Raw genomic sequence first — 22517 nt, 5'->3', positions numbered from 1 at the left:
TATTACCGAAAACTTTCCCAGATGCCCACTTGCTCGTCTTTAACTGTTGGAATATGGCCGAGCTTAATCCAGGGCATATTGTCACCATGATAATCACTGCCTACAGATACTTTTAGCCCATGTTCAGCAATCATCCGATCTACCATCTGCCGGGTAGAAGCCGGGTCAACTGCTGGTGGCAGCTCAACGGCGTCCCCACCGAACCTGGCAAAAATTTCTATCAGGTAACGGATGTTGGTTGCAGACAGATCATAACGGGTGGGGTGCGCTAGCACTGCAAAACCACCACTGGCATGAATCACCTGAATAGTTTCTTCCAGTCCCAGTCCATCAAACTTCACATAAGCTTTCTTGCCTTCCTTGATATATTTATCAAAAGCCTGTTGTGGACGGGTGACAATCCCCTTTTCAACCAGTGTTTTGGCAATATGGGTTCGCGTGACACGGTCTGGAATATTATCGACCTTAGCTACTACATCTGGATAAATATCTTGTCCAAGCAATGGTATCAGTAGATCACAAATCTTTTTTGAGCGTTCAGCACGAATCCGTTTTTGCTGTTCTAAAGCCTGTTGCAATGGCTCAGGATTTTGAACATCTAACGCCACAATATGCACGCCATAATTCTTCTTGGTGGCCGGACGTGACCATTGACTGGAGATTTCTACCCCAGAAATGATCTTAATTTCGTGATCTTTCGCGGCTTCACGCGCCAGCTCTAAACCGTCCATGGTGTCATGATCAGTCAAGGCCAGCGTATGGATAAAGCTCGCTGCCGCGGCCTCAACCAGCTGCTGTGGACTTAAGGTTCCATCAGAAATATTGCTGTGTGTATGTAAATCTACGCCGTGCATCTCTATACTATGACATTTATTTGATCAGATTTAGATACTCTAACATGAAAGCACTTTTAGACTTTGTGCCACTCATTATTTTCTTTTATTTATATAAGACAGTAGATCCTAAAGACACCAACCATCCATTACTCCAGCTGATTGGCTCCGCAGGCGGTGTCGACAATAACAATATTCTTGTGGCAACCACAGGTCTGATCATTTCCATGTTAGTGGTCTATGGCGCGTTATTTGTTTCACAGAAATTCCGTCTGGACAAACAGCAATGGATCGTATTGTTCATGACGGTGATCTTTGGTGGAATCACCTTAATACTCAGTGATGATTTCTATATCCGCTTAAAAGCTGTCTTGCTGAATCTGGTCTTTGCTGGCGTATTCCTGCTTTCACCATGGTTCAGTAAAGATAAAAAACCATTGATCCAGCGTCTGTTTGGACCTGTTTTTAATTTAACTGAAAAAGGCTGGTTTAAGCTCAACTATGCTTGGGCAGCAATGTTTGCGGTGATGTCTTTCTTGCATTGCTTCTTTGCCTATATCTTTATGGATGGAAAATATTGGGGAGAATTTACCGCATTTGGTGACATGATCGTAATGTTTTCCTTTATCATTATTCAGTTCATTGTATTGCGCAAATACTTTAAAACTGCTGAATAAAAGTTAGACTAAGTCATCGAGAACTACCATGCCATTATTTGTTGTCAGCTGTACCGATCAGGAAGGTACTGTCGAAAAACGCCTTGCGATTCGTCCTCAACATCTTGCACGTCTGCAAAAATTAAATGATGAAGGTCGTTTAATCGTTGCCGGCGCGATGCCAAAAGAACCAGATAATCCTCAAGCGGGTTTTTATGGCAGCACCATCATTGTGGACTTTGACAGCCGTGAAGCATTAGATGAATGGTTACAGGAAGAGCCATTCTTAAAAGAAGGCGTCTATGCGCATATTGACGTTAAACCATTCAATAAAGCATTCCCACAAGGATAAGGTTCATGCACGCTGTAATTGCCAGTTTAATCGGTTTATCTTTTGCCTGTACAACTGCTTGGGCAGTTGAAGCAACATCGGCAGCAGAATCTGCTGCCCCAGCGCAAAATACACCAGCAACTGTGCAACCCGCGGTAGCCAATACGCCACCGCAAACACTGCCTGCCAATAAACCTGGCATCATGCCAGTGGCTGCTTCGAATAATCCTCTTGTTCAAAATCCTGCTGCCAAGCCACTGACTGCAGAAGATATTGCACAGAATAAAGCTCAGCAAGATGCCAAAGTGAAGGCTTTGGTCAAAAATCAGGCGACACGTCTGCAACAACTGGAAAAAGCCAATCTTGAAGCATTGACCCAGAATCAGGAACTGCAGCTGAAAAACGATAATCTCGGCGTTCAGGTGCAGGTGCTACAAAGTGAACGTAGTGCACAAATGTTTCTCTACGGTGCTGCGACATTGGCTGTAGGCGTACTACTTGGCTTCCTGATCGCGAGTTATGTTTATACCAAACGCCGTCGTCAGTGGTAAGCTATTCCCTCTCCTGACGTATTGAAGGTTGTATCCGTTTTGTCTCATGCAATTCAAACTGCCGATCTCGATTGGCAGCTGGTAGATGGCATTGACGTGCCAGTTTCCAAACAGTTCGGTGATGTTTATTTTTCCAAGGACAATGGTCTGCTTGAAACACGCCATGTGTTTTTAAACGGTAATGATCTCGGTACCCGGCTCGCGGATCTCAAACCTTTTGAATATTTTTGTGTAGGGGAAACGGGCTTTGGTACAGGACTCAATATTCTGGCCTTATGGCAACTGTGGCAACAGGTTCGTCCAGATAACCGGAGCCATCTGCATGCCATTTCAGTAGAAAAATTTCCTCTATCAAAAGATGATCTGATTCGTGCTTTAAATGCCTGGCCGGAACTAAAACCCCTTGCAGATCAGCTGATTTCCCAATATCCACTCCCAATTGCTGGCTGTCATCGCCTCAGTTTTCCTGAAGAACGTTTTTCTCTGGATTTATGGCTAGGTGATGCACAAGATGTCTTTCCAGTCATTGAAAAAACTGTGTCAGTAAATGCCTGGTTCCTTGATGGTTTTGCGCCTTCCTGCAATCCGGATATGTGGGAAGAGAATGTCCTGAACAATATTGTTCGACTCTCGGATTATGGCACCACCTTTGCCTCTTTTAGTGTCGCGGGTATACTGAAACGCGGTCTTAGAAATCATGGTATTTCGATTTCACGTCCACGTGGCTTTGGTCATAAACGTGAAATGCTGAAAGCCATCTGGAATCCGCCTGAATTTGCACAGCCAGTAACAGCAATTCCTGAACATCATACTCAAAAAAAAACTTCGCTCAATAAAGAGTTGAAATGTCAGGCACGCCAGATTGCCGTGATTGGTGCTGGTATTGCCGGTTTAAGTATAGCCTGGGCTTTTGCTCTACGTGGTCATCAAGTCAGCCTATTCGATCAAACAGCACCACTTTCCGGTGGTTCTGGTAATCCATTAGCGCTACTCAATCCGAAACTGTCACCGATTGCACAAAGCGCTGAACATTTAATGACGCAGGCTTGGCAACACGCCCTAAATCATTATGCACAATTCAAAGCCTTCCGCCCGATTCAGGTTCAGCAGCTGGTATTGAAAAATCCAGAAAACCTGTTGGCTCTGGCTGATGAGTATCCTGATGGTATTCTACAAGTTCCAGATCAAAATCAGCAGTCTTTAACAGCGAAATATCCAGCATTGGCGTTGTTACAGGCAGGAGCTGTATCGCCTCATCAGTTGCGTGATGAAATCCTACAACATAGCAATATTCGCTATATCCAGGCCCAAATTAGCCGAATTGAACAACACTCATGTCCAGAATTATTTGATGGTGATAGCTCACTCGGTCAGTTTGATCATGTCATCGTCTGTACCGCATTAAATACGCCACAGCTGCTTGAAGAGCACCCTGAACTTAAACCCATTCGTGGACAGGTCAGTTGGCTCAAAAATAGCGATCAACCACTCAATCCGAATATTGCCTATAGCTACGGCGGTTACTGCATCCAGTTTGATGAACAGCATTTGCTGCTCGGTGCTTCATTCTGCCTGAATCGTGATGATACAGAGGTACTGGAAGAAGACCATATCCATAACCTTGAACTGATCCATTCAGTATTTCCAGAGTATGCACAGAGTTTGGCTGATGTCAGTGAATGGCAAGGTCGTGCTTCGGTTCGTGCCCAGAGCAAAGATTATTTCCCCTTGCTTGGAAAACTCAAATCAGATCAGGAAATCTATAGTCTGGCTGGCTTAGGTTCCAAAGGCTTTCTATTTGCTCCATTGTGTAGTGAAATTTTGGCTGCACAGATTCTAGGAGAAGCTTGTCCTGCATCCACAAATCTAGTGAAGAAACTGGATGTCAAACGCTTTGAAAAGAAAATCAAAACCAAGAAGCCTTATTTTAAACCTTAGTATTAAAGCCCTTCCCTTTATTAAAGGGTGAGGAACACTGTTCCGCAAGGAAGGGATTTATAGAAAGAATTTAATCCTCCTCTTGCGCCATCTATGGTTCACCTTTTTCAAAGGGGAACATTTTGAAAAAATATAGCCAAGAAAAAAGCGCCTGACGGCGCTTTTTTCTTTTTTAAAGCTTAATCAGGCACCCTGTTCCAGCGGCAAGCCTGCATCACGGGCAGCACGTGTACCCCCCATCAGGATGACATATTCACGAGAGCTGTCGAAACCCTCTAATTTTTCAGCAGCACGAGGGGCTTTACTGCCTCCACCACACAGGATATAAATCGGCTGATCCGTGGACACTTGAGTAAGGCTATCTGCTGAAAGATCGTTAATGGGCTGGTTTACCGCGCCCTTAATATGTGCTTCAGCAAAAGCATTAGAATCACGTACATCCCAGATTACGGCACCTTCTGGGAACTCAAATGTTGTAATTTCTTGTTTACGGATCATTGCGCACTCCTTTGATGTAAACAACACTTGGCAAATGAAGAAAACATCCCTAGCATCTCAGATATTCTTTCCATTTGTAAAGGTCTAAACTATGCCTTCTTTCGATATTGTTTCTGAATTAGAAATTTTTGAAGTAAACCATGCAGTTCAAAACACGCAAAAAGAAATTGCGACCCGTTTTGACTTCCGTGGTCAGGACGTTTCAATCGAGTTGAACGAAAAAAATAAAGAAATCAAAATCAAGACTGAAAGTGATTTCCAGTGTGAACAAGTTTATAGTATGTTAGAAAATCATTTCTTTAAACGTAAAGTAGATATTCAGGCGCTTGATCCGCAAAAAGGTGCACCTTCAGGTAAAAACTATATCCAGGTGATCAAGCTGAAAGACGGTCTTGACTCAGATACCGCAAAAAAAATTAATAAAGCCATTAAAGAAAGTGGCATTAAAGCGCAGTCTTCTATCCAAGGCGACAAGATTCGTGTGACCGATAAAAAACGCGATACTTTGCAACAAATTATGGCATTCCTCAAAGAACAGCAATTTGGTGTGCCTTTACAGTTCAACAACTTTAAAGACTAAGACAGTCTATTTTCGGATAATAGAACCATGGCCAAAAGCAATCGACTCTCCAAACTGGTAAAAGCAAGTTCACGACTTCCACAAGGCATTCGTACTGCACTGCTGAGTAAAACCTTTGGACGTGTGGTGCCGATGGTCGGTTCTGCCCGAATTCGCTATGAACAGGTGAGTCATGATCAGGTCATGGTCAGCATGGCCAATCATAAGGCTATGCAGAACCATATTGGTCAGGTTCATGCCTGTGCCATGGCACTGCTTGCAGAAACAGCCACGGGATTTGTCACCGCAATGAACGTGCCTGATTCTGCAGTCGTCCTCATCAAAAGTATCAAAATTGATTATAAACGCCCTACCCAGGGGGCAATGCGTGCTATAGCCACTCTGACTAATGAACAGCAGCAATTGATGCAAAGTACAGATAAAGGCGAAACATTGGTGCAGGTCGTCATAACAGATGAATCCGGCGAAGCACCGATTCAGTGTGAAATGCTCTGGGCCTGGATCGCTAAATCGCAACTTAAAAATAGAGTTGCTTCTTAATATTTTAATAATCTGTACTAATTAAATTGGGATCGAGTTAAAGCATTCTTATTATTTATAGAGATGATGACTACCATACCCTTCTGAGCTTAATAGGATTTGATCTTTAGCTTTAAAATCAGGACAAGTTTTAAAATCAAGATTTTATGATTTAATTTTTCAAAAATAAAAAACCAGACATATCGTCTGGTTTTTGCATTCATCAATTCGCTTGTTGAGCATCAATGAACTTTTGTTTTGCTTCATCCGGAATCAGGCGCTTATTGCCTTTGACATCCACGGCAACAAAGGTAAATACCCCTTCAGTAACACGTACAGGTGGACGGGAATCATCGTGACTGTCCCATACCTCAATTTGCATTTGAATCGAGGTATTCCCCACCTTCAGAATCTTGGTATAACAGCTGATCACATCACCGACTTTTACCGGCACCAGAAAAGTCATCTGATTAATTGAAATTGTCGCACAACGTCCCTTAGAAAAACGTTCTGCGTGAATTGCACCGGCCAAGTCCATTTGTGAAACAATCCATCCACCGAATACGTCACCGCTCCAGTTGGTATCTGCTGGCATTGCAATCGTCTGTAGGGAAAGAATTCCCTCTGGTTGTACATGAGAATCTGACACGTTAACTCCAGGCCTGGGTATTAAGATTTGGCATTCAAATGCTGATCCAACCACTGTTGTAGCTGTGGTGCTCTGAGTGCGCCACTTATTCTAGCAATTTCATCAGTTTTATTCATCAAAACTAGTGTCGGAATACTACGAACATTAAATGCAGCACTGAGTCTTGGGTTCGCTTCCGTATCAATTTTGGCAAATACCACATTTGGATACTGCTGCGCTACCGTTGCAAAATGCGGAGCCATCATTTTGCACGGACCACACCAGTCCGCCCAGAGATCGATCAGAATCGGTAAATCACTACCAGTCACGAACTGGCTAAAATTCTGTTCATTCAGTTCAATCGGCGCAAGTGGAATCAGGCCCTGATGACACTGGCCACATGCAGGACTCGCGGTGAGTTTATCTTCAGGCACACGGTTTTTGGCCTGACATGACGGACATACAATGATCATCTAACGAACTCCAATATATTGATGTAAGAATTCTAATTGGGTCGAAATTGCTTTTTCAAACCATTCACCATGATATATATCGAAATGTCGCATATTCCACTCATGATATTGGGCAAATGGTGCAATATTGGTTACCGTTTCACGGCTAGACTCAATCGGAATCAGGCTATCCTGTTGCGCAGCGATAAACAGAACCGGTACTGTAATTTTGCGGACGTCCTGAATCGGTCGATAGCGGATCAATTTAAAGAATACCCGGGCTGGTATTTCCCCGCTCCAGTAATGGTCTGGATGAACAATTGACAGATAACCTTCGTAGCTATCGGGTGTTGGCAAGAAACAGAGTTCATTCTGGGCCACGACGGGTAAAGTTCGTGGCGTCATCCCGACTTTAGAGCCCATATAATCTTGACTGGAAATTTTCAGCGCTTTAGGCAGCTGCTGTAAAGGATACAATTTGGCACTTTCAGCACCATCCACAAAGGGGACTTGGACCATAATGGCCTGTACATCTTTGGATTCTGCGGCAAGTGTTAGTACATATCCGCCACTCAAACTCGTTCCCCAGAGCACAATACGTTTAGCATCCACGGATTTACGTGCTTTAACGTGAGCAATCATAGTTCGCCAGTCTTCAAGCTGGGCTTTAATTGAAACCAGTTCTCGTGGTCGTCCGGTACTTCCACCCCAGTAGCGATAATCAAACAAAATGACGGCATAACCCGCTGCTGCAAAACGTTGGGCATATTTGACCAGTTCAAAATGACGTAAGGCAGCCAAACCATGTGCCATTAAAATGACTGCTGGTTTTTGTATATTCTTGGGGCGATAAAAATCGGCAGCAATGACATCTTGACCGCTTTTGACATACAGTGGTTCAACTGTATATACATGCATACGCGCTCCGTTGCGTTATTTTATGGTTGTATTCGTTTATAAAAATTTCAGATCTTCCTGCTCATTTTTGAGCTTAATGCTATCATAAAGCATATCTTTATAAATGAAATGATGGAGTGACATCATGAGTGAAAATGTAGGTTTTGCAGGTCAAATTGGTCCAGAACATATCGAACAGGTAGTTGAGAAAGGCTTTAAATCCATTATCAATAACCGCCCAGATATGGAAGGTGGTTCGGATCAGCCAACCAGTGCACAAATTGAAGAAGCTGCTCGTGCAGCAGGTCTGGATTATGTGCATCAACCTGTAGTTGCAGGTCAGATCACTGAACTCGATGTCCGTACTTTTGCCAATCACTATAACGAACTACCAAAACCGTTATTGATGTTCTGCCGTACTGGTAACCGTTCTAATAACCTGTACCAGATCGCAAAACAAATGGATTTATTGGATGACTAATCCCTGCTTCTGGAAATGTGCAATGCTTGGACTCGGTCTAAGCTTTGCTACACTCAGTTTTTCTGCAGAATTAAGCCGGCCATTAACTCCTACAGTAAGTGTAGCTGGACAAATGAATAGCATTAAGTTTCAAGAATTAATGAAACAGGGTTTTAAGTCTGTCATTGTCAATCGTCCAGATCAGGAAACAGGCAATGAAGTATCGGTTATTCAGCTTCGCACTATCGCAGAGCGCCATCATGCCAGTGTAATTTATCAGCCAGTGATTAGCGGAAAAATTACACAACAGAACATTGAAGAGTTTTCCAAATACTATAATGACTTACCTAAACCCATTTTAATGGTTTGCCGTAGTGGTACACGCTCTGCTGCCTTGTATTACAAGGCGAAGGACCAAGGATTAATTCATGAATAAAGTTTTACTGATCATTTGCTTAAGTTTAAGTTTTGTTGGTTGTAGTTCGATGAATGTGAAACCGACGGTGGGTGTAAGTGTGGGAACAGCACTATAATTTCCCAATAAAATATAAATGGCGCTCTTTGCGCCATTTTGCTTTTCAAATAAGGATAAATTTCATCGCATCATCCTGTAAAAATTTGATAATACCCCGCTATAAAGGAGATAATTTTTGTATATTGGAATAAAAACTTAGGCGAATAATTTTAATATGTACGACCTCATCATCATCGGTTCAGGCACAGCAGGCATCACTGCCTATAAAGAAGCAATCAAACATACGTATAATATTCTGATCATTAATGCTGGCCCTTGGGATACGACCTGTGCACGCGTCGGATGTATGCCAAGTAAAGTTTTAATTGCTTCAGCCAATCGTATGCACCTGATTCAACATGCACATGATTTAGCTTTAAATATTGATAGTGAAGTTACTCCGAACAATGTCATGTCACGTGTTCGTGAATTACGTGATTTCTTTACTCAAGCCACCCTTAAAGAAGTCAATCAATGGAATCCAAAACATAAAATTTCAGGTCATGCCAAATTTGTAGATGCCCAAACGGTAGAAGTAGATGGACAATATTATCAAGCTAAAAGTTTTATTTTAGCTGTAGGCTCACGACCAAATATCGATACAAAACAAAAAGAAGTACTTGGTGAGCGACTGCTTAGCTCTAATGAAGTGTTTGAGCTTCCTACCCTACCTGAGTCACTGGCAGTGATTGGTAGCGGAGTAATTGCCATTGAGCTTGCTCAAGCCATGCAACGCTTAGGAGTCAAGACCACTATATTTGCCCGTAGTCAAAAAGTCGGCTCTCTCACAAGTCCTGTGCTTCAGGAACTTGCTCAACAGCAACTCAGCTCAGAACTTGAGATTAAATTTAAAACTGTTCCTGATGAGATGATCCGACAAGGTGATCAAATCCAGATAAAATTTAAGCAAAATGACCAAGCAGAAATCTTAGAAGTTGATTACGTATTAGCGGCAACCGGAAGAAGCAGCAACCTTGATCAACTCGAACTGGAAAAAATCGATCCTTCATATACAGACATCAAAACTCTTCCAATTGATCTTTCTACAAAACAATTAGCTAACTATCCAATTTTTATTATTGGTGATGCAGCTCCTGATGCTCCAATTCAGCATGAAGCTGCATATGCAGGTAAAAAAATCGTTAAAAATTGCCTAAATTATCCAGATATACAAGCAATTCCAAAACTAACCCCTTTGGCAATTGTGTTCAGTCAGCCTGAAATGGCTATTATTGGAAAAAATTATCAGCAATTAAAAAAAGCAAAAACTGATTTCGTTATAGGTTTTATTTCTTATGAAAGACAGGGCCGAGCGCGGGTGGAAGCTACCAATATGGGTGGTGCTGAAATATATGTAGACAGGTCTACGCGTAAACTTTTGGGTGCAGAACTATTTTGTGCACAGGCAGAACATCTAGGTCATCTTCTTGTCTGGTTAATTGGTGAAGGAGTGACAATTGATCAGATCCTAGAAAAACCATTCTATCATCCGACTCTAGAAGAGGGCTTACGTACTGCACTCAAGCATGCACGTCGTCAGTTAGCTGATCAGTATTGAGTTCATTTTCACTTAATACATTTACAAAGCGCTGGCTATGGGAAATAAACCGATCCAGCCAGCGATGTGCTGCGAGTAATTCCAAGGTTCTGGCAGCACTCAATTGATTGCTAGAAGCATACTGATTAATTTTTTCACGAAGTTCAGCATGATGTTGTTTCGCCCATTGTTCCAGCAGAATCAGTTCATTTTGTAACATGCAAATTTTATCATAATCCTTTAAATCTGCAGTTTCCTTCCAATAATTATCAAAAATTTCAACAAAATCCAATAAAACTTGATATAAAGCAGGCTGAGTCCGTATATCCAAACTATAGGATAATTGTTCAAGATCACTACGGAATACATTGAGATAGACCACTTTCCTGAGTAAGGCCAATAAATGTGCTTGCTCTTCGGTATTTTCAGACACGGTAATTTGAGCTAAATATTGTTTGAGCTTCACAATAAGTTGATCTTGTTGTTTAAGTTGATTGGCTGCAACCATCTGCCCATCTTTAAATGCTGCAATAAACCAACCATATTGTTGCCATATCGTCTGATCAATGACATGTTCAGCATTCGCAACTGCGACTGCGGGTACTGAAAGACTCGACTCATCCAGAGACTGAATTAAACTGTCCTCATCAGTAGGAATGAGCCAAGTCAAAAAATGCTTAAACTGTTCGATGAAAGGCATTAATAATACAGCCCCACATAAACTAAATACCGTATGAAAAGCTGCAACAATTACTACAGAATCCCAAGAAGCCAGCAAGTGACCTTGGTGGGATAACCAGAGAAAAAGTGGAATTAATACCAGGAAGGCAAAAGTTGCACTGCTCAGATTAAAAATCACATGTACTGCAGCCGTTCTTTGTGCATTGCTATTCGCCCCAATTGCCGCCAAGACTGCCGTAGCTACAGTACCAATATTTTGACCAATAACCAGCAAAAGTGCCTGTTCTAGCTGAATAATCTGGCTTGCCAATGCAGTAATTGTCGTCGTAATTGCGGCACTAGATGATTGTAAAATTACCGTCATCACCAAGCCAATCAAGACTAATAATAATTTTGAGAAAAAGTTTTGGGTGCTAAATATAGAAAGATCTATACGATTTGCCAGGCTAGACATTGCCATCTGCAATAACTCAATTCCAAAGAAAATCAGACCAAATCCCGCAATTACAAGCCCAGTCAAAGCCAGCCGACCCTGAGCTAAGATCTTGAGTAATGCACCCGCTGCAATTAAGGGTAAAGCGAATTTTCCAATCGAGAATTTGACACCAAGCAGTGCTACCATCCAGCCAGTACTAGTGGTACCAATATTTGCACCGATAATCACGCCAACAGATTGAGCAAAAGTTAGTATTCCTGCACTTACAAAACCAATAGTAGCAAGTGTTGTCGCTGTTGAAGACTGCACAATCAAGGTAAAGATAATACCTGAGCTCATCGCTTTTAAAGGAGAACCCGTAAATCTACCTAACCATTGTCTCAGAGATTCACCTGCAATATCCTTCAGGCCGTCGGTCATCAAGGTCATGCCGAGCAGGATTAAACCTATTCCACCACAAAGTTGTGCAAATACATCAAACACACTTATCCCTTTTTATAATTTTTTAAGTTTTAATAATTTATATACGATAGCTGAAACTAAACCAAGCCTATCAAATACTTTAAACCCACCTATTTTTCCCACGCATAAAAAAACACCCCCTTCTATTGAAGGGGGTGTTTAGAATAATGAGCTGGCGATGACTTACTCTCACATGGGTAACCCCACACTACCATCAGCGCTAAGAGGTTTCACTTCTGAGTTCGGGAAGGGATCAGGTGGTTCACTCTTGCTATGGTCGCCAGCACAACTGTTTATGGATACTCACTTAGGTCTTATTTAGATGCCTGAGCTTTCTACCAAATAGAATTCATTAACAGGGATACTTGAGTTGTATATTTTGTTCTTAAGCGTTAACTAAATCAAGTTACTTTGCTTAATATCGAATCAATTGATGCTTGATACAACAACTGTTTGGGTGTTGTATAGTCAAGCCTCACGAGCAATTAGTATTGGTCAGCTTCACATATCACTATGCTTCCACATCCAACCTATCAACGTCGTAGTCTTCAACGGCTCTTTAGGTGACATAAAGTCACAGGGAAATCTTATCTTGAGGTAGGCTTCCCGCTTAGATGCTTTCAGCGGTTATCCCTTCCGAACATAGCTACCCGGCGATGCGACTGGCGTCACAACCGGTACACCAGAGGTTCGTCCACTCTGGTCCTCTCGTACTAGGAGCAGATCCTCTCAAATTTCCAGCGCCCACGGTAGATAGGGACCGAACTGTCTCACGACGTTCTAAACCCAGCTCGCGTACCTCTTTAAATGGCGAACAGCCATACCCTTGGGACCTGCTTCAGCCCCAGGATGAGATGAGCCGACATCGAGGTGCCAAACACCGCCGTCGATATGAACTCTTGGGCGGTATCAGCCTGTTATCCCCAGAGTACCTTTTATCCGTTGAGCGATGGCCCTTCCATACAGAACCACCGGATCACTAAGACCTACTTTCGTACCTGCTCGACTTGTGGGTCTCGCAGTTAAGCGCGCTTTTGCCTTTATACTCTACGCGTGATTTCCGACCACGCTGAGCGCACCTTCGTACTCCTCCGTTACTCTTTAGGAGGAGACCGCCCCAGTCAAACTACCCACCAGACATGGTCCTCGTCCCGGATAACGGGACAGAGTTAGAACCTCAATATTACCAGGGTGGTATTTCAAGGACGGCTCCATCGCAACTAGCGTCGCGACTTCAAAGCCTCCCACCTATCCTACACAAGTAAGATCAAAGTTCAATGTCAAGCTGCAGTAAAGGTTCACGGGGTCTTTCCGTCTAGCCGCGGGTACACCGCATCTTCACGGCGATTTCGATTTCACTGAGCCTCTGCTGGAGACAGCGCCCCCATCATTATGCCATTCGTGCAGGTCGGAACTTACCCGACAAGGAATTTCGCTACCTTAGGACCGTTATAGTTACGGCCGCCGTTTACTGGGGCTTCGATCAATAGCTTCGCTTGCGCTAACCACATCAATTAACCTTCCAGCACCGGGCAGGCATCACACCCTATACGTCCACTTTCGTGTTTGCAGAGTGCTATGTTTTTAATAAACAGTTGCAGGGGCCTGGTTTCTGAGGCTGCCAACAGCTCAAGGAGCAAGTCCTATCACCGCCGGCAGCGTACCTTCTCCCGAAGTTACGGTACCATTTTGCCTAGTTCCTTCAGCAGAGTTCTCTCAAGCGCTTTGGTCTACTCGACCTGACCACCTGTGTCGGTTTCGGGTACGATTCCTGTTTAACTGAAGCTTAGAGACTTTTCCTGGAAGTATGGTATCAGCCACTTCACTGTACAAGTACAGCTTGCTATCAGTTCTCAGCATAGAGTACCCCGGATTTGCCTAAGATACATGCCTACAACCTTCCACCTGGACAACCAACGCCAGGCTGACTTAACCTTCTCCGTCCTCTCATCGCATTAAACAGAAGTATTGGAATATTAACCAATTTCCCATCGACTACGCCTCTCGGCCTCGCCTTAGGGGTCGACTCACCCAGCCCCGATTAACGTTGGACTGGAACCCTTGGTCTTTCAGCGAGCGGGTTTTTCACCCGCTTTGTCGTTACTCACGTCAGCATTCGCACTTCTGATACCTCCAGCAGACTTCTCAATCCACCTTCATCGGCTTACAGAACGCTCCCCTACCACTTACACTAATGTGTAAATCCGCAGCTTCGGCATATAGTTTTAGCCCCGTTACATCTTCCGCGCAGGCCGACTCGACTAGTGAGCTATTACGCTTTCTTTAAAGGGTGGCTGCTTCTAAGCCAACCTCCTAGCTGTCTATGCCTTCCCACATCGTTTCCCACTTAACTATAATTTAGGGGCCTTAGCTGGCGGTCTGGATTGTTTTCCTCTTGACTACGGACGTTAGCACCCGCAGTCTGTCTCCCGGATAGTACTCATTGGTATTCGGAGTTTGCATCGGTTTGGTAAGTCGGGATGACCCCCTAGCCGAAACAGTGCTCTACCCCCAATGGTATTCGTCCGAGGCGCTACCTAAATAGCTTTCGGGGAGAACCAGCTATCACCGAGTTTGATTAGCCTTTCACCCCTATCCACAAGTCATCCCCTGGCTTTTCAACGACAGTGGGTTCGGTCCTCCAGTCAGTGTTACCTAACCTTCAACCTGCTCATGGATAGATCACCCGGTTTCGGGTCTATACCCAGCAACTAAACGCCCTATTAAGACTCGGTTTCCCTACGGCTCCCCTATACGGTTAACCTTGCTACTGAATATAAGTCGCTGACCCATTATACAAAAGGTACGCAGTCACCAAACAAGTTGGCTCCCACTGCTTGTATGCATGCGGTTTCAGGATCTATTTCACTCCCCTCACAGGGGTTCTTTTCGCCTTTCCCTCACGGTACTGGTTCACTATCGGTCAGTCAGGAGTATTTAGCCTTGGAGGATGGTCCCCCCATATTCAGACAAGGTTTCACGTGCCTCGCCCTACTCGACATCATCATATCAGCCCTTTCGTGTACAGGACTATCACCCACTATGGTTGCACTTCCCAGAGCATTCCACTAAAACTGATATGACTTAATGGGCTGTTCCCCGTTCGCTCGCCGCTACTGAGGGAATCTCAATTGATTTCTTTTCCTAGAGGTACTGAGATGTTTCACTTCCCTCCGTTCGCCTCGTATGACTATGTATTCATCATACGATACCTGGCTTATACCAGGTGGGTTTCCCCATTCAGACATCTCCGGATCACAGGATATTTGCCGCCTCCCCGGAGCTTTTCGCAGGCTATCACGTCTTTCTTCGCCTCTGACTGCCAAGGCATCCACCACATGCACTTAATTACTTGACTATACAACCCCAAACAGTCGTTAATCCTTACAAGTAAGATTAACAACAAGATCAACTAGTAAACTAGCCTTTCTCACAGTTAGAGTTTCGTGCACTTAAGCACCGTACAGCTTCAATTAGATTCATATACCAAAACGCTTGATTCAGTTTAATCGCTAGAACTCATTTCATCCAACTTTCACAATTGCTTGTTAGGTTGTTTAAAACGAGTTTGAACAAATTATTTCAACTCAAATATATTCTGTTAATGATTCACTGTATCCTCGTCGGACTACAGTCAACTGCGATAAATCACAGAGCTTAATAACAATGCCGCGCATTATACGCAACTTAATCACTAAGCTCTATAAGCTATCAGTTCGTTTGCTTACTACGTAGTCTTTCAACTGCGCGAAGCGTAGCTTCTTGCTTAAATTTCAAGGAAAAGCATGCTTTTCTTGTCTTGAAATTTGGTGGAGACTAGGAGAGTCGAACTCCTGACCTCCTGCGTGCAAAGCAGGCGCTCTACCAACTAAGCTAAGTCCCCAGCTTATCAATAAGTCAATGTTCTGATCTTCTGTTTTACTCTGCAATTGCTTGCTTCGTCAGTAGTGGTGGGTCTGACAAGACTTGAACTTGTGACCCCACGCTTATCAAGCGTGTGCTCTAACCAACTGAGCTACAGACCCTCAGATACATCGTCATGAAGAACAACTTGTTGTGGATTCTTACCAATCGTCAATCTTTCGTTAAGGAGGTGATCCAGCCGCAGGTTCCCCTACGGCTACCTTGTTACGACTTCACCCCAGTCATCGGCCACACCGTGGTAAGCGTCCTCCTTGCGGTTAGACTACCTACTTCTGGTGCAACAAACTCCCATGGTGTGACGGGCGGTGTGTACAAGGCCCGGGAACGTATTCACCGCGGCATTCTGATCCGCGATTACTAGCGATTCCGACTTCACGCAGTCGAGTTGCAGACTGCGATCCGGACTACGATCGGCTTTTTGAGATTAGCATCCTCTCGCGAGGTAGCAACCCTTTGTACCGACCATTGTAGCACGTGTGTAGCCCTGGCCGTAAGGGCCATGATGACTTGACGTCGTCCCCGCCTTCCTCCAGTTTGTCACTGGCAGTATCCTTAAAGTTCCCGGCATTACCCGCTGGCAAATAAGGAAAAGGGTTGCGCTCGTTGCGGGACTTAACCCAACATCTCACGACACGAGCTGACGACAGCCATGCAGCACCTGTATCTAAGTTCCCGAAGGCACCAATCCATCTCTGGAAAGTTCTTAGTATGTCAAGGCCAGGTAAGGTTCTTCGCGTTGCATCGAATTAAACCACATGCTCCACCGCTTGTGCGGGCCCCCGTCAATTCATTTGAGTTTTAGTCTTGCGACCGTACTCCCCAGGCGGTCTACTTATCGCGTTAGCTGCGCCACTAAAGCCTCAAAGGCCCCAACGGCTAGTAGACATCGTTTACGGCATGGACTACCAGGGTATCTAATCCTGTTTGCTCCCCATGCTTTCGTACCTCAGCGTCAGTATTAGGCCAGATGGCTGCCTTCGCCATCGGTATTCCTCCAGATCTCTACGCATTTCACCGCTACACCTGGAATTCTACCATCCTCTCCCATACTCTAGCTTTCCAGTATCGAATGCAATTCCTAAGTTAAGCTCAGGGATTTCACATCCGACTTAAAAAGCCGCCTACGCACGCTTTACGCCCAGTAAATCCGATTAACGCTCGCACCCTCTGTATTACCGCGGCTGCTGGCACAGAGTTAGCCGGTGCTTATTCTGCGAGTAACGTCCAAACATCTAGAGTATTAGTCTAGAGTTCCTCCTCCTCGCTTAAAGTGCTTTACAACCAAAAGGCCTTCTTCACACACGCGGCATGGCTGGATCAGGCTTCCGCCCATTGTCCAATATTCCCCACTGCTGCCTCCCGTAGGAGTCTGGGCCGTGTCTCAGTCCCAGTGTGGCGGATCATCCTCTCAGACCCGCTACAGATCGTCGCCTTGGTAGGCCTTTACCCCACCAACTAGCTAATCCGACTTAGGCTCATCTATTAGCGCAAGGTCCGAAGATCCCCTGCTTTCCCCCGTAGGACGTATGCGGTATTAGCGTTCCTTTCGGAACGTTGTCCCCCACTAATAGGCAGATTCCTAAGCATTACTCACCCGTCCGCCGCTAGGATATGTAGCAAGCTACATCTCCCCGCTCGACTTGCATGTGTTAAGCCTGCCGCCAGCGTTCAATCTGAGCCATGATCAAACTCTTCAGTTTAAAATCAATAGCACCTATAGGGTGCCAATCTTGGCTCATCAATTACTGACAAAAAATTTGCTCAAATAAACTTCGAGTAATTTCTACCATTCAATCAATGAAAATAATTTCGATCAATCAACCAGTAAAAATCCACACAAGTTGTTCTTCATAATCTCTTAATGATCTTCTTAATACTTCGTCAGCATCAAGCTAGGTCGGCTATATTACGCTTTCTTTTCAGAAAGTCAACTAGTAATGAAAACAATTTTTAAACTTTCTTTCTAAAACCCAACTCAACCACTCTATGCTAAGTCACTGTTTTATCAGAAGTTTTAATCTTCATCACCGCCGATGGATGTGCATTCTACAGTATTTCACTCCACGTGCAACCCCCTTTTTCAACAAAAATCACCGTCTGTTTATTTATTCTACAGAAATCAGCTTTTTCTCTATCTTTTGACTAAAAATGGTACAGAATCGGGCACGTTACTTAATATTTTTTCTTCTTTGCTGAGTTCCTGGAAGCGTAAAGCTCGGCAATCGATGTATTCAATATAACCTCCTTCCCCATTTTCTTCCTGATCATTAATCTTTACCTGATAGCTAAAACTACCCACATAGCCTGCCCCAAGACCAAATTTAAAATCACCTCGACTTTGTCCTTGAATTGAAATCTGAATTCTATCTTTACTTTCACAGTGCCATTCGAATTCACGTGGTAAATACATTTTCTGGCCATTTGGTGTGGTCACACTTGGATAGACCCGATGCACTTTAAAAATTACCTTTTCATCCAGCATTTGGGTCTGCTGGCTTTCCAGATCTTTATAGTAAATGCGTGACTGAATAATCTTGTTAAAGCTATCTCGTACCTGAACCAGGATAATCTGCCGGTTTTGACTCAGGTTAATCATCTGATAAGTCAAGAAAGCAAATGGCAAATAGGGAAACTTGAAACTACGAGCATATTCAAAGCTGCCCAGACTTTCGATTTGGTATTGTTGATCTTTATATTGAATGACACCTTCACACCAGCATGGAATCGACCAATAATCTGCCAGAGAAAATCGAAGCTGGGTAAAGTGGGTAATCAACTCGATAGCTCTAATTTTCAAATCAACACTGAGCTCGTCATCCTGGCGGGTGAAATGAAATTCCGGAAATATACTGCTCAATTGCTCACGTGTATGAAAATTAAAGTTACAGCTTTCAAAACGACACTCATTTTGGATGGAATAATGATTCAACTGACCAACCATGTGCGGACTGGTACTACAGATTACCGTTGCTGTATCCAAGGCATCCGTATGAATGGCATCGGGATTACATAGCATCGGCACATTTGGCTGACCGATCATGCTAAAAAAATTGAAATAATGCAGTGGCGCAGGCAGATTAGGAATAACAAAACGATGGTGAATATATTTATATTTTTTATTTGGACCATGACAGGCCAGATCGGCCTGGGCAGCAGGAGTCTGATTCAGCTGTTTCGAACGATCCAATAAATCCTGAAGAAACGCCATATCAGACTCTCCTGCATACTAGCTCACTTGTCGTTTCGCCATAAAAGTCGTAACAAAACCAGACAAAGCATAAATTACAGAGATAACCAGAATCCCGACCGGAATGTTATAAGTCATCGCTGCAAAGATAAATACGGCAATTGGCAAGACAAAAAATGGAACCCGCTTACGCTCTACCGTTTTAAAAGAATAGTATTTGATATTAGAGATCATCAGCAAACCTGTAATCACAATCGCAACGGCATTGATGATCTGAACCACTGAATCTTTAATATCGAAAATTTCCGGGAAATCTAAACCAACCCAGACCAGCGAAATAATCATTACGGCAGCAAGTGGGCTCGCGACACCAATAAAGTAGCGCTTATCAACCACACCGATCTGCACATTGAAACGTGCCAGACGGAAAGCCGCACAAGCGGTATAAACAAAACATGCCGCCAGACCGATCCGGCCCAACTCACTTAAGCCCCAGCTGTACATCAAGATAGCCGGTGCCACACCAAAGGCCAGCATATCCGATAGCGAATCAAACTGTTCACCGAACGGACTTTGCGCACCAATGGCACGTGCAACACGTCCATCCAAGCCATCGAGTAATGCTGCAATAAAGATCGCATAAATGGCTTGCTGAAAATTGCCATTCATACTGGCAATAATCGAGTAAAAACCTGCTAACAACGCTGCGGTTGTAATCAGGTTCGGCCATAGATAGATGCCTCGACGCTTAATTTTTTGCCCTTCCTGAGTATGCTCTTCTTCTTCCACCTCAAAGGTGATGCCATCAAAAGGCGCTTCGGTGGAAGAGTCACGTTCCGGTTTGCTTATATTTGTCATTCTTGTCGATCCTAGCTATGACCTGATCTTTAAAAAATTATTCGCCTACTAACCAGCGAACTGCGGCGTGACCACCAGTTTCCTGCATACGTAAATGCGGGAATAACCATTGAAGTGCTTCATCAGCATCTTCAGAGAATTTCCAAGGCGGGTTAATCACCAACAGGCCACAACCATTTAAACCAACAGGAGTGTCGTCTGGCCATACACATATTTCACAGATCAGCTGACGGCGAATACCAGTCTTGAACATTTTTTTCTCGAAACGCTCAATCATGGCACGGTCTTTAATTGGATACCAAATAGCAAATACGCCTGTCGGCCATTTTTTATAAGCTGCTGCAATCAACTCGACTAACTGAGGGAAATCTTTACGTTCCAGCTCATACGGTGGGTCGATCATTACCAGACCGCGTTTTTCTTTCGGTGGAATGACTGCGAGCAAACCTTCATAAGCATCACGTTCATGCAGACCAGCACGCTTGTCAAAAATATTCTGATCAAGCTGCTGGAAGACATCACGCTGCATTTCAAAAATGGTGGCTTTATCGATTTCACGCATGCCTTCAAGGGCAAACCACGGGGAACCCGGATACGCGCCTTTACCAAAATTTTCACGCATTTTTTCAACAATTTTTAAATATTGCTGTATGCCTTCAGGGGCATTGCGCTTAATTGAATCATCCAGTTTAATCAGGCGATGAATACCGTTTAAGAACTCACCAGACTTCTGCGCTTCTGAAGTCGACAAGTCATATTTACCTGCGCCGCCATGCGTATCAATATAACGATATGGCTTGTCTTTATTATTAAGGCGAGACAAAATCTGAAGCAATAACACGTGCTTCATGACATCGGCAAAGTTGCCTGCATGGAAGTGGTGACGATAATTCATGTTTCAATTATTCCTAAGATCAATAGCTATTTTAACATGAAAAACTGATTCGTTCAGAAACGATTATTGCTCTAAAATAGCAAACCTTTTTACCACACGCTCGAGAATTGAAAAATGGAAGCAGTTGTCATCCCAGGGGATTGGAATGTTGATCAAATCTTAGATGATTTAGATCAACATGGCTTTAGTGTTATTGACGGTGCTTATTCAATTGAATATCAACATGCGGTCAGTCAAGAATGCCTAAGTCACTTAAACGAATTTCGTGATGCCGCGATTCAAAATGGCGTAGTGAGCAACATCCGCAGTGATCATATTCTTTGGTTACAACCTGAATTTCAAATCTCTCACCAACATACCGAAACCCTGCAACAATTTTCTCAAGTTTTAAACCGCGCATTTTATTTGGGTATTAAAGATGTCGAAGCACATTTTGCCTGCTATAACGCAGGTGAATTCTATGCTCTTCACCGCGACAACCCGCAAGGTAAGAATGGCCGCATGATTTCCTCGGTATATTATCTGCATGAAGAATGGCAAGATGACTGGGGGGGTGAACTACATTTACAAGATAAAAATGGACAGTGGCATACGATTTCACCTAAGCCCAACCGTTTAGCATTCTTCCAAAGTGATTTATTGCACGAAGTATTAGTAGCCAAACATCAACGTTTATCCCTTACCGCGTGGTTACGCTCAGATACCTCTTTAATTTAGCCTTTAAAAGCAGACAATCATCCTCATATAGCAATCATTAAGACACGAGGACTGCGTTCATGCGACCAACCACCAAAGAGATCATTGCACGCATTGGTGAAACAGATCAGCTATTTTTAAATGGCAATACCCCTGAGCTGGCGCTTGAACGGGCTGACCTTCGCCTGCAACTGGTAGCGATCAGTCAGTTACGTCAGGAACAGGTGCATTTCCTGCAAGAAGCGATTGTTCTGCTGGAACAAGGCCGAATCGAGTTTGAAGAAATGCCACTCGATCTGTATATCAATCTGTCATTGCATTTGGCTAAAGCCTACATGATCTATTTTGAACTCACAAAAGAAAATCGCTATGCACTGATTACCCAGCAGATTTTAAAACCGATGACCCGTTATGAGCATGCGGATATCTATTTCTTCCTAGCATATGCCTCAGCAAGCAAAAAAGAACCGGCTATGACCCGTCACTGGTTAAATAAATACAGTAAATTGAACAATTTTGATCTGGAACTGGTAGATCAACATCCAGCATTTGCAGAATACCGTCAACAGGACTGGTTTATTCAAATTCTACACAGCCGGATGCATTAAAACTGCGAAATTATTCTCATAAAAAATGCCTCAGGAATGAGGCATTTTTTATTGCTAGTTTTATCTTCTCAAGCCAGTCGACGGCGATCGGCATCTAAGTGTAACTGTTGATTCAGTTCATCCACCCAAATTGCCCAGTCATCATCTTGTACCAAATGACTAATTAACAATGAACGCTGTGCTTTATTCCAGAAATGCGCATCATGCAATGAGATTTCCTTAGGTAACTGATGAGTACGTACATATAGCTCAATGGCAGCAGGACTATTCGGCAAACCGAGTTGCGAAAATAATAGGGGTAAGGATGGTTGCATTGTTCCGAGCATCTCGCCCTCCTTATATCAGTTAATTTGTAATTCTTTATAGAACCAACTTA

21 protein-coding genes, 2 tRNA genes and 3 rRNA genes are annotated in these 22517 nt (G+C 43.6%); 11 read left to right on the top strand and 15 right to left on the bottom strand.

Annotation, left to right across the window (positions count from 1 at the left end; all coding sequences use genetic code 11):
- Positions 1 to 2 precede the first annotated feature (2 nt).
- Entirely contained in the window at positions 3 to 854 is an 852-nt protein-coding gene (locus FSC11_RS02390) for a PHP domain-containing protein (protein WP_163164898.1), read from the bottom strand.
- Between the two features lie 44 nt (positions 855 to 898).
- Between FSC11_RS02390 and FSC11_RS02385 the strand changes: the two genes are divergently transcribed.
- Genes FSC11_RS02385 through mnmC form a run of 4 tightly spaced genes read left to right on the top strand, consistent with a single transcriptional unit; the run spans position 899 to position 4309 of the window.
- Entirely contained in the window at positions 899 to 1510 is a 612-nt protein-coding gene (locus tag FSC11_RS02385) for a septation protein IspZ (protein ID WP_004816013.1), read from the top strand.
- 28 nt (positions 1511 to 1538) lie between these two features.
- A complete protein-coding gene (locus FSC11_RS02380; protein WP_163164896.1) occupies positions 1539 to 1841 on the top strand; it encodes a YciI family protein in 303 nt (100 codons plus the stop codon).
- A 5-nt stretch (positions 1842 to 1846) separates the two neighbouring features.
- On the top strand, positions 1847 to 2371 hold the full coding sequence (locus FSC11_RS02375; RefSeq protein WP_163164893.1) for an SH3 domain-containing protein: 525 nt from the start codon (positions 1847 to 1849) through the stop codon (positions 2369 to 2371).
- 39 nt (positions 2372 to 2410) lie between these two features.
- Positions 2411 to 4309, top strand: a complete 1899-nt coding sequence (gene mnmC, locus FSC11_RS02370; protein ID WP_163164891.1) for a bifunctional tRNA (5-methylaminomethyl-2-thiouridine)(34)-methyltransferase MnmC2/FAD-dependent 5-carboxymethylaminomethyl-2-thiouridine(34) oxidoreductase MnmC1 — start codon at positions 2411 to 2413, stop codon at positions 4307 to 4309.
- Positions 4310 to 4492: 183 nt separating this feature from the next.
- On the opposite strand, the gene FSC11_RS02365 is transcribed toward mnmC, so the two are convergent.
- Positions 4493 to 4807 carry a rhodanese-like domain-containing protein gene (locus FSC11_RS02365; RefSeq protein WP_004816007.1) on the bottom strand — a complete coding sequence of 105 codons (315 nt, stop codon included), beginning with the start codon at positions 4805 to 4807 and terminating at the stop codon, positions 4493 to 4495.
- Positions 4808 to 4898: 91 nt separating this feature from the next.
- Here FSC11_RS02365 and FSC11_RS02360 point away from each other — a divergent pair, with 91 nt between their 5' ends.
- On the top strand, positions 4899 to 5387 hold the full coding sequence (locus tag FSC11_RS02360; protein ID WP_004816006.1) for a YajQ family cyclic di-GMP-binding protein: 489 nt from the start codon (positions 4899 to 4901) through the stop codon (positions 5385 to 5387).
- A 27-nt stretch (positions 5388 to 5414) separates the two neighbouring features.
- Complete coding sequence (locus tag FSC11_RS02355) at positions 5415 to 5927, top strand: DUF4442 domain-containing protein (protein WP_163164889.1); 513 nt, start codon at positions 5415 to 5417, stop codon at positions 5925 to 5927.
- 202 nt (positions 5928 to 6129) lie between these two features.
- Here FSC11_RS02355 and FSC11_RS02350 read toward each other — a convergent pair whose 3' ends face one another.
- From FSC11_RS02350 to FSC11_RS02340, 3 genes are all read right to left on the bottom strand, one after another.
- A complete protein-coding gene (locus FSC11_RS02350; RefSeq protein ID WP_218954330.1) occupies positions 6130 to 6501 on the bottom strand; it encodes an acyl-CoA thioesterase in 372 nt (123 codons plus the stop codon).
- A gap of 74 nt (positions 6502 to 6575) precedes the next feature.
- Positions 6576 to 7007 carry a thioredoxin TrxC gene (trxC, locus tag FSC11_RS02345; protein WP_005223287.1) on the bottom strand — a complete coding sequence of 144 codons (432 nt, stop codon included), beginning with the start codon at positions 7005 to 7007 and terminating at the stop codon, positions 6576 to 6578.
- Positions 7008 to 7904: an alpha/beta hydrolase gene (locus tag FSC11_RS02340; RefSeq protein WP_163164887.1), complete on the bottom strand. Its 897-nt coding sequence runs from the start codon at positions 7902 to 7904 to the stop codon at positions 7008 to 7010.
- Positions 7905 to 8028: 124 nt separating this feature from the next.
- Between FSC11_RS02340 and FSC11_RS02335 the strand changes: the two genes are divergently transcribed.
- From FSC11_RS02335 to FSC11_RS02325, 3 genes are all read left to right on the top strand, one after another.
- A complete protein-coding gene (locus FSC11_RS02335; RefSeq protein ID WP_004816001.1) occupies positions 8029 to 8364 on the top strand; it encodes a protein tyrosine phosphatase family protein in 336 nt (111 codons plus the stop codon).
- Complete coding sequence (locus FSC11_RS02330) at positions 8357 to 8779, top strand: protein tyrosine phosphatase family protein (RefSeq protein WP_008304907.1); 423 nt, start codon at positions 8357 to 8359, stop codon at positions 8777 to 8779. Before FSC11_RS02335 ends, FSC11_RS02330 begins: the two co-directional genes overlap by 8 nt.
- Positions 8780 to 9032: 253 nt before the next feature.
- Positions 9033 to 10415, top strand: coding sequence for a dihydrolipoyl dehydrogenase (locus FSC11_RS02325; protein ID WP_163164885.1), 1383 nt, complete (start codon positions 9033 to 9035; stop codon positions 10413 to 10415).
- On the opposite strand, the gene FSC11_RS02320 is transcribed toward FSC11_RS02325, so the two are convergent.
- From FSC11_RS02320 to FSC11_RS02280, 9 genes are all read right to left on the bottom strand, one after another.
- A complete protein-coding gene (locus tag FSC11_RS02320; protein WP_163164883.1) occupies positions 10378 to 11994 on the bottom strand; it encodes a Na/Pi cotransporter family protein in 1617 nt (538 codons plus the stop codon). The two genes, FSC11_RS02325 and FSC11_RS02320, sit on opposite strands and share 38 nt — an antisense overlap.
- Before the next feature lie 149 nt (positions 11995 to 12143).
- Positions 12144 to 12258 (bottom strand): 5S ribosomal RNA (gene rrf, locus FSC11_RS02315).
- A 179-nt stretch (positions 12259 to 12437) separates the two neighbouring features.
- Positions 12438 to 15331 (bottom strand): 23S ribosomal RNA (locus FSC11_RS02310).
- A gap of 449 nt (positions 15332 to 15780) precedes the next feature.
- Positions 15781 to 15856, bottom strand: a tRNA-Ala gene (locus FSC11_RS02305).
- 65 nt (positions 15857 to 15921) lie between these two features.
- Positions 15922 to 15998: transfer RNA gene (locus FSC11_RS02300), tRNA-Ile, on the bottom strand.
- A gap of 61 nt (positions 15999 to 16059) precedes the next feature.
- Positions 16060 to 17597, bottom strand: a 16S ribosomal RNA gene (locus FSC11_RS02295).
- The 16S, 23S and 5S rRNA genes sit together here with 2 tRNA genes alongside, the layout of an rRNA operon.
- Positions 17598 to 18028: 431 nt before the next feature.
- Entirely contained in the window at positions 18029 to 19105 is a 1077-nt protein-coding gene (locus FSC11_RS02290) for a DUF6670 family protein (RefSeq protein WP_163164881.1), read from the bottom strand.
- 18 nt (positions 19106 to 19123) lie between these two features.
- Positions 19124 to 19942, bottom strand: coding sequence for a CDP-diacylglycerol--serine O-phosphatidyltransferase (gene pssA / locus FSC11_RS02285; RefSeq protein WP_004809697.1), 819 nt, complete (start codon positions 19940 to 19942; stop codon positions 19124 to 19126).
- A gap of 37 nt (positions 19943 to 19979) precedes the next feature.
- The gene (locus FSC11_RS02280; RefSeq protein WP_163164879.1) at positions 19980 to 20837 is read right to left on the bottom strand and encodes a 23S rRNA (adenine(2030)-N(6))-methyltransferase RlmJ; all 858 of its coding nucleotides are present in this window, start codon (positions 20835 to 20837) and stop codon (positions 19980 to 19982) included.
- A gap of 114 nt (positions 20838 to 20951) precedes the next feature.
- On the opposite strand from FSC11_RS02280, the gene FSC11_RS02275 reads away from it, so the two are divergent.
- Both FSC11_RS02275 and FSC11_RS02270 read left to right on the top strand, forming a co-directional pair.
- Positions 20952 to 21554: a 2OG-Fe(II) oxygenase gene (locus FSC11_RS02275; RefSeq protein WP_163164877.1), complete on the top strand. Its 603-nt coding sequence runs from the start codon at positions 20952 to 20954 to the stop codon at positions 21552 to 21554.
- Positions 21555 to 21613: 59 nt separating this feature from the next.
- Entirely contained in the window at positions 21614 to 22141 is a 528-nt protein-coding gene (locus FSC11_RS02270) for a hypothetical protein (protein ID WP_108619613.1), read from the top strand.
- A 68-nt stretch (positions 22142 to 22209) separates the two neighbouring features.
- On the opposite strand, the gene FSC11_RS02265 is transcribed toward FSC11_RS02270, so the two are convergent.
- Positions 22210 to 22467 (bottom strand): DUF2789 family protein, encoded by a 258-nt coding sequence (locus tag FSC11_RS02265; RefSeq protein ID WP_004809704.1) that lies wholly within the window; start codon positions 22465 to 22467, stop codon positions 22210 to 22212.
- Positions 22468 to 22517: the final 50 nt, after the last annotated feature.

The organism is Acinetobacter schindleri, from assembly GCF_010918895.1.
Classification (GTDB): Bacteria; Pseudomonadota; Gammaproteobacteria; order Pseudomonadales; family Moraxellaceae; genus Acinetobacter; species Acinetobacter schindleri.
Note: the sequence above shows the minus strand (reverse complement) of the source record. Positions and strands in the feature narration are given on the sequence as shown.

Bases quoted from the DNA above. Each gene is read 5' to 3' on its own strand.
- FSC11_RS02375 (WP_163164893.1), top strand. From the start codon at position 1,847: ATGCACGCTGTAATTGCCAGTTTAATCGGTTTATCTTTTGCCTGTACA.
- FSC11_RS02385 (WP_004816013.1), top strand. From the start codon at position 899: ATGAAAGCACTTTTAGACTTTGTGCCACTCATTATTTTCTTTTATTTA.
- FSC11_RS02280 (WP_163164879.1), bottom strand. From the start codon at position 20,837: ATGAATTATCGTCACCACTTCCATGCAGGCAACTTTGCCGATGTCATG.
- trxC (WP_005223287.1), bottom strand. From the start codon at position 7,007: ATGATCATTGTATGTCCGTCATGTCAGGCCAAAAACCGTGTGCCTGAA.
- FSC11_RS02390 (WP_163164898.1), bottom strand. From the start codon at position 854: ATGCACGGCGTAGATTTACATACACACAGCAATATTTCTGATGGAACC.
- FSC11_RS02335 (WP_004816001.1), top strand. From the start codon at position 8,029: ATGAGTGAAAATGTAGGTTTTGCAGGTCAAATTGGTCCAGAACATATC.
- FSC11_RS02265 (WP_004809704.1), bottom strand. From the start codon at position 22,467: ATGCTCGGAACAATGCAACCATCCTTACCCCTATTATTTTCGCAACTC.
- FSC11_RS02270 (WP_108619613.1), top strand. From the start codon at position 21,614: ATGCGACCAACCACCAAAGAGATCATTGCACGCATTGGTGAAACAGAT.
- FSC11_RS02355 (WP_163164889.1), top strand. From the start codon at position 5,415: ATGGCCAAAAGCAATCGACTCTCCAAACTGGTAAAAGCAAGTTCACGA.
- FSC11_RS02350 (WP_218954330.1), bottom strand. From the start codon at position 6,501: ATGCCAGCAGATACCAACTGGAGCGGTGACGTATTCGGTGGATGGATT.
- FSC11_RS02325 (WP_163164885.1), top strand. From the start codon at position 9,033: ATGTACGACCTCATCATCATCGGTTCAGGCACAGCAGGCATCACTGCC.
- FSC11_RS02340 (WP_163164887.1), bottom strand. From the start codon at position 7,904: ATGCATGTATATACAGTTGAACCACTGTATGTCAAAAGCGGTCAAGAT.
- FSC11_RS02360 (WP_004816006.1), top strand. From the start codon at position 4,899: ATGCCTTCTTTCGATATTGTTTCTGAATTAGAAATTTTTGAAGTAAAC.
- FSC11_RS02365 (WP_004816007.1), bottom strand. From the start codon at position 4,807: ATGATCCGTAAACAAGAAATTACAACATTTGAGTTCCCAGAAGGTGCC.
- FSC11_RS02380 (WP_163164896.1), top strand. From the start codon at position 1,539: ATGCCATTATTTGTTGTCAGCTGTACCGATCAGGAAGGTACTGTCGAA.
- FSC11_RS02275 (WP_163164877.1), top strand. From the start codon at position 20,952: ATGGAAGCAGTTGTCATCCCAGGGGATTGGAATGTTGATCAAATCTTA.
- pssA (WP_004809697.1), bottom strand. From the start codon at position 19,942: ATGACAAATATAAGCAAACCGGAACGTGACTCTTCCACCGAAGCGCCT.
- FSC11_RS02330 (WP_008304907.1), top strand. From the start codon at position 8,357: ATGACTAATCCCTGCTTCTGGAAATGTGCAATGCTTGGACTCGGTCTA.
- FSC11_RS02290 (WP_163164881.1), bottom strand. From the start codon at position 19,105: ATGGCGTTTCTTCAGGATTTATTGGATCGTTCGAAACAGCTGAATCAG.